This window comes from bacterium, assembly GCA_009926305.1.
GTDB lineage: Bacteria > Bdellovibrionota_C > UBA2361 > UBA2361 > RFPC01 > RFPC01.
The window spans coordinates 1-10,680 of sequence record RFPC01000078.1; the positions used below are offsets into that span (position 1 = coordinate 1).

Sequence of the window (10,680 nt, forward strand, 5' to 3'; positions counted from 1 at the left end):
GAGCTCCCTTTTGATAGTAGAGAGAAGCGGAATATTATCCTCGCCTTGGATGTATCGAGAAGTATGGAAGCGCAAGACTTCATCTCTAGCTGGGGCATAACGACCCGAATGCAAGGCGTTCAGCGAGTGACATCTGCTTTCATTGAAAACCGCCGAGCGGATCGAATCGGTCTTGTTCTTTTCGGTTCACATGCCTTTCTTCAGTCGCCGCTGACGGCTGATCATAATTTCCTCAGGACGCTACTCGTCGATCTCCGCCCTGGGGTCGCTGGAGATGGGACTGCAATCGGAGAAGGAATTGGAACAGCCCTGAAGCATATTCAGGCGCTGCCGGCCGATACAAAAGCCGTAATTCTAATCACAGATGGAGTCAACACGTCAGGAACCATCGAGCCGATCAAAGCAGCACGAATAGCGAGCAATCTGGGAGTGCGGGTCTACACCATCGGGATCGGTTCGACGGAAGGAGCTTTTCTGCCGTCGGTTCGAGGAATCCCTCTCTCCCAAAGAGTCTCAGCTGGCTTTGATGAATCTGCTCTTCGTCGAATTTCTGAGATCACTGGTGCGCAATACTATTTTGCAAGCAATGAAGATGAGTTGAATCGGATATATGAAGAGATAGAATCTTTAGAAAGGACAGAGGTGGACATCCCGCCAGCGCCTGTGACCACCCAAGAGCTAGCGCAGCCCCTGCTCTTTGCAAGTCTTCTGCTCTTCCTCGTGCACTTCCTGTTAAGTCAGACTCTTCTCAAGGTGCTGCCATGAACGAGAGTCAAGTATTTCGTCCTGAATTTGAGTTTCTCGCACCAGAGAATCTGTGGTTTTTGCCGCTCGTTATTGCTCTTTTCTTTATGGGCAAACTTTTGGCTGGCAAAAGGGGGCTGGCAAGACGTCAGATGGGCTTTTCTTTCACCACGGATTTAATGCTCTGTCGCATAGTGCCGCCACTCATAGCTTTTCTCCTGATATTCGCGCTCCTTCGACCTTCGATTGGAACCACCATTCAAAAATTTCGACAAGACACACACTCGCTGTTTATCGCGCTCGATTTAAGCCGCTCTATGCTAGCGGAAGACGTTTCACCGAATCGACTTGTGAGTGCGAAGAGAGCAATTACCGATCTTTTGAGTAACATAGAGCAATTATCTGGAGATATTCGCGTAAGTATTATTCTCTTCTCTGGAAGCGCAGTCACATTCTGTCCCCTCACCTCGGATCTTGAGATTCTGAGAATGTACGCCCGAGAAATCTCCCCAGAGCTATTCTCCTCGAGAGGGACATCGTTGCTTGCGCTTAAGCGAATAATTGAAGAGAAAAAGACGAGCCTGGATCTTAAGACCTTTACCGTAGCACTTTTTTCAGATGGTGAGTTCTCCGATTATGAACAGTTTAGCGATATGGAGATGCTCGGAAATGACATTTCTCTATTTACGTATGGAATTGGTAAGCACGAGGGAGTTCCTATTCCTCTTGGCGATGGCGCTCTTCAAAAGAATCGATACGGTGATATCGTTATCACGAAACTGGAACCCGATTCGTTAAAAACAATAGCCAACAACAGCGGCGGAGTATATGTGGAGCTGAATTCTTTTTTGCGCCCTTTCTCTCCGCTCTTAGCGCACATAGAGAATCAGATGCGGGAGAATACAGAAACATCTGAGCAACACCACTCGGTAAAATATGAGATCTTTCACTATGCGATTTGGGGAGTGCTCTTGGTTGTTGGATTTCTTTCCTTGATTCCCCTTCGAAGCGGTATCCTTGTTCTCTGTTTTTGCCTCTCATCCATCTTTTGTATTGAGCCTGTTCAGGCTGATTCCAGCGAACTTCGCTCGGCCTTAGACGCGTATGCGGAAAAAGACTACGAGAACGCTTTAAGACATCTTCGGCTGCAATCCAATAGAAGTTCGCGAGACATACACCAGCAGGAGGTGCTTGGAGCAACATTATTTCGCCTTGAGAAGTACCAAGAAGCCGGTGAGGTGTTTCGTTCGATTGCAGCTGAATCGGAAACAGGCAGAACAATTGCTCAAGCGCTCTATAATGCTGGAAACAGCTATCTTGCAGAACAACGAGCTGAGGATGCGATTCAAGCATATGAAGAGGCTCTTGCGATTCATCCTGATGATGAAAAAGCGCTGCATAATTTAGAGCTTGCAAAAGCCCTCAAAGAGCAGCAGGAGGAACAGACTCAACAATCGAAAGATGACGAGCAAAACAATCAAGAACAGAGCCAAGAAAACGCTAAGAATGAAGAACAACGGTCAAACTCGGAGGAACAGCCTTCCTCGGATAACAACCCGCAACAAGATCAATCAACGAATCAACAAGAGGAGTCAGGAGAGCGAGAAGAGCACGGCAGTGAGAATCAATCAGAAGAGCCCTCGCCCCAGGAACAAAGGCAAGAACAACAGGCGAATCAAGAGGGAACGACCGATCAGAATGAAAATCAAGAGGGAATGGAGATAGCAAACGCAACAGAAGAGAGCGAACAAGATCTCGATGCCATGAGGAATGGGGCCAGGCTGTGGCTTGACTCTTTGCCACAGGCGCCAATTCTTCTCCCCTTGCACAAAGATGAAATGACGAAAGGAGGTCAAGAGTGGTAGTAGGCTCTGATAAGACACGAAAGTGGTATTCAAGCATTTGGTGCTTTCTAGCTATAGTCTTTTACGTTCCTTCTTTTTCTGATACCGCGGTAGCGACCGAACCACCGCAGGTATATTTATCCGCTAGCAGTGGGAGCCTTGAAGATATTTTTGAGCTCTCGGTTGTATCAAATTCATCGGGAGGTGTTTCCCAACCGAGGTTTGAACCGAGCGCAGATTTTTCAGTGAGTTATGCAGGACAATCTTCGCAAATACAAGTTGTTAATGGGATAGCGACTTCTGAGATGCGGCATCTCTTTCTCTTAAAGCCAAAACGCGTCGGTGAGCTAGAAACTCCGAAGGGTATTATTCAAATAGCAGGTCAGGCTCACGAGATTGCCTCACTGCCAGTCAGGATAGACACAAGAACGAAAGAGAGGGGTGAAAAAAACTCCTCGAATGGAGATGAACAAATCTCGCTATCACGAGACCTCTCACGCACATCTGTTTATGTGGGAGAACAATTGATCAGTACCCTTGAGCTCTCGTCTGACTCCAAGATTCATCAAGGAAGTTTTGATGAACTGACCTATGATCAATTCTGGAAAGAGGATCTCAGCAGACCAAGACCTGAAATGCGCCAAAGAAATGGACAAACCACCTATCTTCATCAGATTCGTCACGCGCTCTTTCCACTCACACCAGGTTCGCTTGTTATCCCGCCAGCAAAATTGCAATTGCGTGTAGAGCGCAAGCGTCCCCTATCAGGTCGGTTTTCCTTTTTTGACTCTGGTTTCCTGCGGATGTCTCAGATAGAAGATGTTACTGTTATCTCTGAATCAACGCCGCTAGAAGTACTCCCGCTCCCTACGCTTCCAGAATCGATGAGTGATGGAGGTGCACATCCACATATTCCCGTTGGAGAAGTGGCGATATCGCTAGGGCTGAATACTGAACCGATTGAAGCGGGACAAAGCAAAACCGTAACAATTTCCATTGAGAGTGACGGTAATATCCGACCCATTGATAAACTCTCTTTAGACGTACCAGAGAGCATATCAGTGTATGCTGACACACCAGTAGATACTGATATCAGTACGACTGAACGCTTTCGAATGAAGCGAACCTACAAGCTCTCTCTGGTTCCCAAAAAGGGAGGCACATTTGATATTCCTGGAGTTGCCATTCGGTTTTTCAATCCGAAGCTAAGGCAATATGCATGGGCAAAAACAAGAGATATTCGGCTGATTGCAACGAGTCAGCCTGCGTCCGCAGTCCTCCAGGGTGCTCCAGCTGAAAGGCCCCGAACGCGAGAGGATATAGAACAGGGAGAGTCAAAGGAAAGAGTAATATATCGGTATCGTGAAGAGTCGCTCATCGAGCGCCTCTCTCGAAGTATCTCACTATCCCTTGCGCTGTTCACCGCTTCGATGGTGATACTTTTGATTTTCTGTGTGAATGCGATTCTCCGTCTGAGAGTAAAGAGACCTCAGCAAGGAACCCCTTCTGTGCTTGCGGGCGACTTTGCACACCCGCTCCAACTTCGTGAGCACTTTATTGAGCGCTTGTCCTCGCTGCTTGGCGCCAAAGATGGTGAGTCATTTCGAGGGTATCACTTAGAGCAAGAGATCGATTCTCATATTCTTAGTGAGCAGCTCAAAATAATTTTGAGTCGACATCTCGAACGGCTTGATTCGGCTTCTTATGGGAGTGAGATTGATGCAGGGAACCAGGAAGAATTAAAGCATCTCTTGTCAGAATCTCAAAGCATCCTCAATGAGGTATCGAAGTGCTCTAACGGTGGTTAAACTGTGTTTGCAGTCACCTGAAAAGTTTCATACACTATGTCCATCCTGGCTAAGAGAGGGAAAGCGGGGATGCGTAGGGATTCAGACAAGTACTTTTGTGGAGAGTCACACATGGCAGAAAACGTTATCATCATCACGACTGACCTTTCAGAAGAGTCCAGCGAGGCGCTTACCCAGGGAATACAACATGCCAAAATGACGAATGCGGAGGTTAAAGTTCTCTACGTGGCGCAAAAATTTGAGCTGCCAGTTGCACTACAACGACAGTTGAACGATCCAGAAGCCATTAAAAATATGGAGCTCACCTATCAGGAAGATGAAGAGAAGTTGCTAGCGCAATTTTTAGCCGCACACAATGTCTCTGATGGAGTGGACCCTATCGTGGAGTTTTCAGAAGAGCCAGCGAGTGAGATCATATGTCAGTATGCGAAGTCTCTTGATGCGAGACTGATTGTCATGGCCAGCCAAGGAAAAGGGACTCTGGGCAGAATCTTTCTGGGGAGTAATACCCAAAAAGTAGTAGCTCAGGCGAGCTGTCCAATTCTCATAATTCCGCCTCACAAGGAGGATGAGAGTTCCTAAAGTTCCCGCATCTTGTTCCCACTGCTAGAAATGATTCTCAAATATGCTAAAACATGAGTGATGAGCGGCTCGGCGGCTCGTTTGTCTAAGGAATCGGTATGAATCTTGAAGGATTAGAGCATCAAGCGATATTAGAGAAAATGCGTGAGGGGCTGGCTCATCTAACGCCTGATGCTGAGCTTCAAATTAAATCAGAGCTCGTCTATGAGATTCTTCGGCTGAAGCGTGAGCGGAACGCGATTATTTTAGGCCATAATTATATGGAGCCAGTGCTCTTTCATACAATCCCAGATATTGTTGGTGATTCACTGTACTTGGCACAAGCTGCAGCTGCGACAGAGAGAGATGTTATAGTTTTTTGCGGCGTACGATTCATGGCGGAGACCGCAAAGATTCTTAATCCCACAAAGACGGTCTTGTTACCCGCTCAAGAAGCAGGATGCTCATTGGCAGCAAGCATTACGGCACAGGATGTACGCGATTTGAAAAGTATGTTTCCAGGCGTTCCGGTGGTTGTCTACGTGAACACCTATGCCGATGTAAAAGCTGAAGCGGATTTCTGTTGCACCTCTGGTAATGCAGCCGCGGTACTGGACGCTATGGAGAGTGAAGAAGTGCTCTTTCTTCCTGATGAGTTTTTGGCACGCAACACGGCTGAAGAGACTGGCAGAGGATGTGTGGTTGTTACCCGTAATGCTTCGGGAGAACTTGAGGCTCAACCTCCTGTGCTTCCAAGAACGGAGCGAGGGAGTGTAATTGCGTGGCATGGAAAATGCGAAGTCCATGAACAGTTTCAGGTGGAAGATATAACCCTCGCCCGCAAGCAATTTCCTGACATAGAGGTCATTACTCATCCTGAGAGCTCGCCAGAGGTCGTCCATGCCTCTGATTTTTCAGGAAGCACTACTCGCATGGTGCAATACGTTAAGGAATCATCGAAGAATCACTTCCTCATTCTTACGGAATGTAGCATGGGTGATAATATCATCGCCGAGAATCCGGAGAAAAAGGTCGCGCAACTCTGTAATGTGCGCTGTCCGCACATGAATCAGATTACCTTGGAAGATGTAGTCCATGCGCTTCGTAACGATGTAACTCTGATTACCGTGGAAGAAGAAGTGCGTCAAAAAGCGCTTCGTTCAGTTGAGCGGATGATCGCTATTTCCTAGAAGCCGCACCTAGAGCCTTCGCCGCGATTGATAATGATATGAGGACTGCATGGCTATTTAGTGGATAGTCGTTGCCTCTTTTTTTGCCTGCGGAGTAAGCACCTCAACAGAGAGCTTCCCTTTATCGACGTCAACCTGGATCTCACCTTCCTCCTGCACTGCACCTGAAATCAGCGCCTTCGCAATGCGAGTCTCCAACTGGCGTTGTAGGTAGCGTTTCAGAGGCCTTGCACCAAACACTGGATCAAAGCCTTCACGAGCCATTAGTTCAATGGCTGCGTCCGAGACTGTCAACTCGACGCCTCTTTCTTCTAATCTTTTCTTCACATCGGCAATCAGTAGGACGAGGATACGTTCGATCTCATCCGCCTGAAGAGGCTTAAATAAGATCGTTTCGTCGACTCGATTGAGGAACTCAGGTCGAAAATGAGCCTGTAGTTCGTTCTCGACGGCGATTCTCGCAGACTCTTTTAAGTTTCCGTTAACATCAATGCCACTCAAAAGATGAGGTGAACCGATATTAGACGTCATGATGATCACGGTATTTTTGAAATCAACCGTTCGTCCCTGGGAATCGGTAATTCGTCCATCATCGAGAATCTGTAGGAGAATATTGAATACATCGGTATGAGCTTTCTCTATTTCGTCGAAGAGAACGACTGAATACGGACGTCTTCGAACCGCCTCGGTTAGCTGCCCGCCTTCTTCGTATCCTACATATCCTGGAGGTGCACCGATTAGCCGTGAGACCGCAAATTTCTCCATATATTCCGACATATCAATTCGGACGATATTCTCCTCTGAGTCGAAGAGTGTCGCAGCTAAAGTCTTAGCCAGTTCGGTTTTTCCCACACCCGTAGGACCAAGAAAAATGAAAGAGCCAATTGGTCTTCGCGGATCTTTAATGCCAGCTCTTGCTCTAAGAACGGCATCAGAGACAAGATCCACTGCCTCATCCTGTCCAATGACCCGACCATGGAGAATCTCTGACAGCTTTAGAAGTTTCTCGCGTTCTCCCTCCATCAGCTTGGTGAGTGGAACTCCTGTCCAACGCGAGATAATCTCTGCGATCTCCTGCTCCGTTACTTCTTCTCGCAATAGGCGCTCAGGGGCTGAAGACGTGCCGCCTCTATTATCCTGTGAGAGAGATGCTTCTGCGCTTTTGAGTTGTTTTTCTAACCCTGGAAGAATCCCGTGCTTAAGCTCAGCTGCTCGATTGAGATCGTAGGCTCGTTCTGCCTGCTCGATTTGAAGCCTCGTATTCTCAATTTGTTCACGAAGATTTTGTAACTTATCGATACTCCCTTTCTCGAGCTCCCACTGCGTGCGCATAAGTGTTTCACGTTCACGAAGCTCAGAAAGATCCTTCTTTAACCCTCCAAGTCTCTCCTGACTCGATGAATCTTTCTCTTTTTTTAGCGCTGCCTCCTCAATTTCAAGCTGCATTATACGCCGTGTGACCTCATCAAGTTCAGCGGGCATAGAGTCTATCTCCGTACGAATCATCGCACAGGCTTCATCCATAAGGTCTATTGCCTTATCTGGAAGAAACCGGTCGGAAATGTATCGATGAGATAAATTTGCTGCGGCAACGAGAGCGTTATCCTGAATGGTAACTCCGTGGTGAACCTCAAAACGCTCCTTAATTCCACGAAGGATGGAAATGGTATCGTCTACTCCCGGTTGTTCGACATAAACTGGTTGAAACCGTCGTTCAAGAGCCTTATCCTTTTCGATATGCTTTCGATATTCGTCTAGAGTCGTCGCGCCGATACAATGCAGCTCTCCGCGTGCGAGCATTGGCTTTAGCAGATTGCCTGCATCCATTGCCCCTTCCGTCTTTCCAGCACCCACAATCGTATGGAGCTCATCGATAAATAGGATGATGCGTCCGTCTGAGCGTTTAATTTCTTGAAGAACGGCCTTCAATCGCTCTTCGAATTCTCCGCGATACTTTGCGCCTGCAATCAGGGCACCCATGTCTAGCGAGAATATCGTTCGGTCTTTTAATCCCTCTGGCACATCTCCTCTAACGATTCTTTGTGCTAAGCCCTCCACAATAGCGGTTTTCCCTACCCCAGGCTCACCGATGAGCACAGGGTTATTTTTTGTCTTTCGAGAGAGGATTCGAATTGTCCTACGAATTTCTGAGTCACGTCCGATGACAGGATCATTTTTTCCTAACCGTGCTTCGTCGACAAGATCTCGACAATATTTCGAGAGCGCTTCGTATGTATCCTCTGGGGTTGCACTTGTGACCCTCTGATTTCCGCGTATTGCGTTGAGTGCTTCCAATACTTTTTCGCGAGTGAGAAGACGTTCTGCAAACACCTTCTTCGTCCCCCCTGTAGCGAGCTCTAAAAGGGAGAGAAAGATGTGCTCTACTGATACATATTCATCTTTTAGTCCTTTCGCCTCTTTCTCCGCCTGAGCAAACACTTTTCCCAGCTCAGGGGTAAGATAAATCTTATCGGGTTCCACCCCAGGACCTGACACTGATGGCTTTTTTGCTAACACGTTTTCAAGCGCCATGGATAACTCAGATCGCTCAATATCAATCTTTTCAAGGAGCCTTGGCACCAATCCATCCGGTTGGCTGATGAGTGCTAACGAGAGATGCTCGCTATCAACTTGTTGGTGTCCTCGCGCTAGAGCCAGGCTTTGTGCGCTCGCTACCGCTTCCTGTGATTTCTGAGTGAGTTTGTTCATATCCATAGAGCACCTCGTTTCTTCTCATATAATCATCACAAGAAGCGTTTTCTACCCCTCGGGAAAGATTTCTATCTCATTGAATTCTTTACCATCTGAATTACTCATCCCGTGGATTAAACTGTGAGACGTTAGAGAGCTTCTCGAAAAGCTCTTTTTCCTCTTTTGTCAAATCTTTGGGAACTACGATCTTCGTAGATAGCAAGAGATCGCCGCGATTGCCTTTTGCATCGAAGTACCCCTTCCCCTTTACTCTGAGTTTCTGACCCGACTGAGAGCCAGCTGGAACTTTCAAGGTCACGGTTCCATCGATAGTTTTTATGGGGAGAGAAGTACCGAGAGCTGCTTCCCACGGTGTTATCTGAATATCAGATAGAAGATTTTTGTCTGAAACAACGAACCGAGAGTCCTCCGAGATAAACACTCGTATGAGAAGGTCTCCTGCTTCTCCACCTGAACTTCCTGGGGCACCTTGCTTTGCCAGCCGAATGACTTTTCCCGATTGGATACCTTTCGGAATCTTGATATTGAAGCTTTTTTTCTCTTTCTGGCGGCGACCATCCTGAGCTGTAGATATGAGATCGAAGGAGACTTTCTTCGTTCCAGCGGAAAAGGCTTCGGCGAGAGTTATGTGTATACTTGTTTCCAGGTTACTTCCACGAACGGCCCTTGCTTGTCCGAAGGGATCACGATAGGAAGTCCCACCGCTGCCTGCTTGTTGAAATCCGCCACTCCCAAAAATTGCTTCAAAAAAGTCGCTAAATCCACCCCCGCCTCCGAACGCTTGTCCTCTTGAGGTCTCACGCCCTCCACCGAACTGTCCGCCAAAGAGATCCTCCCAGTTTGGTGGAGGCCGAAACTCTTGTCCATTTTTCCAGTTTGCACCAAGTGCATCGTACTGACGTCGTTTCTGTTCATCTCCCAGCACTTCGTATGCTTCGTTGACCTGCTTAAATTTATCTTCAGCTCCTGGCTCTTTATTGACATCTGGATGGAAGAGCCTCGCCTGCTTTTTGAATGCTTTCTTTATATCTGCTTGAGAGGCATCCCGACTCACCTCCAAGGTCTCGTAGTAATCTTGGAATTTCACTGTTATCCCTTTTTATCTGGTATGGGGCTGAAAAAGCCTTTGTTGTTTGAATAACCATTGTCTGGGCTTTTTTCTAGCCAAAAAATCCATTGAGTTATAGAGCCCACCTCACTTTTTGAAGATATCGCTCATGAGAGCGATTAGCTTCCTGAGGCTCGTGGTGCTTGGATACCCGATGAGAATGGCTGTTTGCCTTGAAAAATTGAAGGGGTTTGATTCTCCACACGAATAACGGCATAGTTTCCGTTCGAATTTTGGCCATGTAGCTCAGCTGGTTAGAGCGCGGAACTCATAATTCCGAGGTCGGTGGTTCGAGTCCACCCATGGCTACTCTTAACTCTCTGCTCTTATTACACTTCTTGTTTCACATAATCCTGAAACAGAGTTGTAAGTCGCTTGCACACTTCCACTAACGAATAGAAGCACAAGCATCAATAAAGATAGAGAGCGCAGCATAATCAACACCCCTTATACTTCTTTTTAATACACTCTTGCGCTAATGCTTGCGCTTTACTGATGTCTTCACTAGTCATCTTTTGCGAAAGAAGGTCTCTATACTTTGCAGCATCAGCAACTCCCCGTGCTGCTGAAAGATTGTACCACATGTGAGCGCGAACGTAGTCTTGTGGGGTGCCTTCGCCGTTATCGTACATAATGGCAAGACTGTATTGCGCTTGAGCAAGACCCTGCTCTGCTGATTTTGTGTACCACTTAAGCGCTTGCTTATAATCTTG

8 protein-coding genes and 1 tRNA gene are annotated in these 10,680 nt (G+C 47.2%); 6 read left to right on the top strand and 3 right to left on the bottom strand.

Annotated features, from left to right (window positions below; all coding sequences use genetic code 11):
- From EBR25_10750 to nadA, 5 genes are all read left to right on the top strand, one after another.
- A partial coding sequence (locus EBR25_10750; GenBank protein NBW41462.1) for a VWA domain-containing protein occupies positions 1-765 on the top strand: 765 nt, incomplete at its 5' end.
- A complete protein-coding gene (locus EBR25_10755; protein NBW41463.1) occupies positions 762-2,609 on the top strand; it encodes a VWA domain-containing protein in 1,848 nt (615 codons plus the stop codon). The genes EBR25_10750 and EBR25_10755, both read left to right, overlap by 4 nt.
- Positions 2,603-4,396, top strand: a complete 1,794-nt coding sequence (locus tag EBR25_10760; GenBank protein ID NBW41464.1) for a hypothetical protein — start codon at positions 2,603-2,605, stop codon at positions 4,394-4,396. The genes EBR25_10755 and EBR25_10760 overlap by 7 nt, the downstream gene beginning before the upstream one ends.
- Positions 4,397-4,432: 36 nt before the next feature.
- Positions 4,433-4,978: a universal stress protein gene (locus tag EBR25_10765; GenBank protein ID NBW41465.1), complete on the top strand. Its 546-nt coding sequence runs from the start codon at positions 4,433-4,435 to the stop codon at positions 4,976-4,978.
- 98 nt (positions 4,979-5,076) lie between these two features.
- Positions 5,077-6,147 (top strand): quinolinate synthase NadA, encoded by a 1,071-nt coding sequence (nadA, locus tag EBR25_10770; GenBank protein NBW41466.1) that lies wholly within the window; start codon positions 5,077-5,079, stop codon positions 6,145-6,147.
- Positions 6,148-6,204: 57 nt separating this feature from the next.
- Here nadA and clpB read toward each other — a convergent pair whose 3' ends face one another.
- Positions 6,205-8,862: an ATP-dependent chaperone ClpB gene (gene clpB, locus EBR25_10775; GenBank protein ID NBW41467.1), complete on the bottom strand. Its 2,658-nt coding sequence runs from the start codon at positions 8,860-8,862 to the stop codon at positions 6,205-6,207.
- Between the two features lie 94 nt (positions 8,863-8,956).
- Positions 8,957-9,946, bottom strand: coding sequence for a J domain-containing protein (locus EBR25_10780; GenBank protein NBW41468.1), 990 nt, complete (start codon positions 9,944-9,946; stop codon positions 8,957-8,959).
- Positions 9,947-10,202: 256 nt separating this feature from the next.
- On the opposite strand from EBR25_10780, the gene EBR25_10785 reads away from it, so the two are divergent.
- Positions 10,203-10,276: transfer RNA gene (locus tag EBR25_10785), tRNA-Met, on the top strand.
- Positions 10,277-10,404: 128 nt separating this feature from the next.
- Here EBR25_10785 and EBR25_10790 read toward each other — a convergent pair.
- A partial coding sequence (locus EBR25_10790) for a sel1 repeat family protein (GenBank protein ID NBW41469.1) occupies positions 10,405-10,680 on the bottom strand: 276 nt, incomplete at its 5' end.

Excerpts from the sequence above, each read along its gene's own strand:
- EBR25_10755 (NBW41463.1), top strand. The coding sequence starts at position 762 with ATGAACGAGAGTCAAGTATTTCGTCCTGAATTTGAGTTTCTCGCACCA.
- EBR25_10765 (NBW41465.1), top strand. The coding sequence starts at position 4,433 with ATGTCCATCCTGGCTAAGAGAGGGAAAGCGGGGATGCGTAGGGATTCA.
- nadA (NBW41466.1), top strand. The coding sequence starts at position 5,077 with ATGAATCTTGAAGGATTAGAGCATCAAGCGATATTAGAGAAAATGCGT.
- clpB (NBW41467.1), bottom strand. The coding sequence starts at position 8,862 with ATGGATATGAACAAACTCACTCAGAAATCACAGGAAGCGGTAGCGAGC.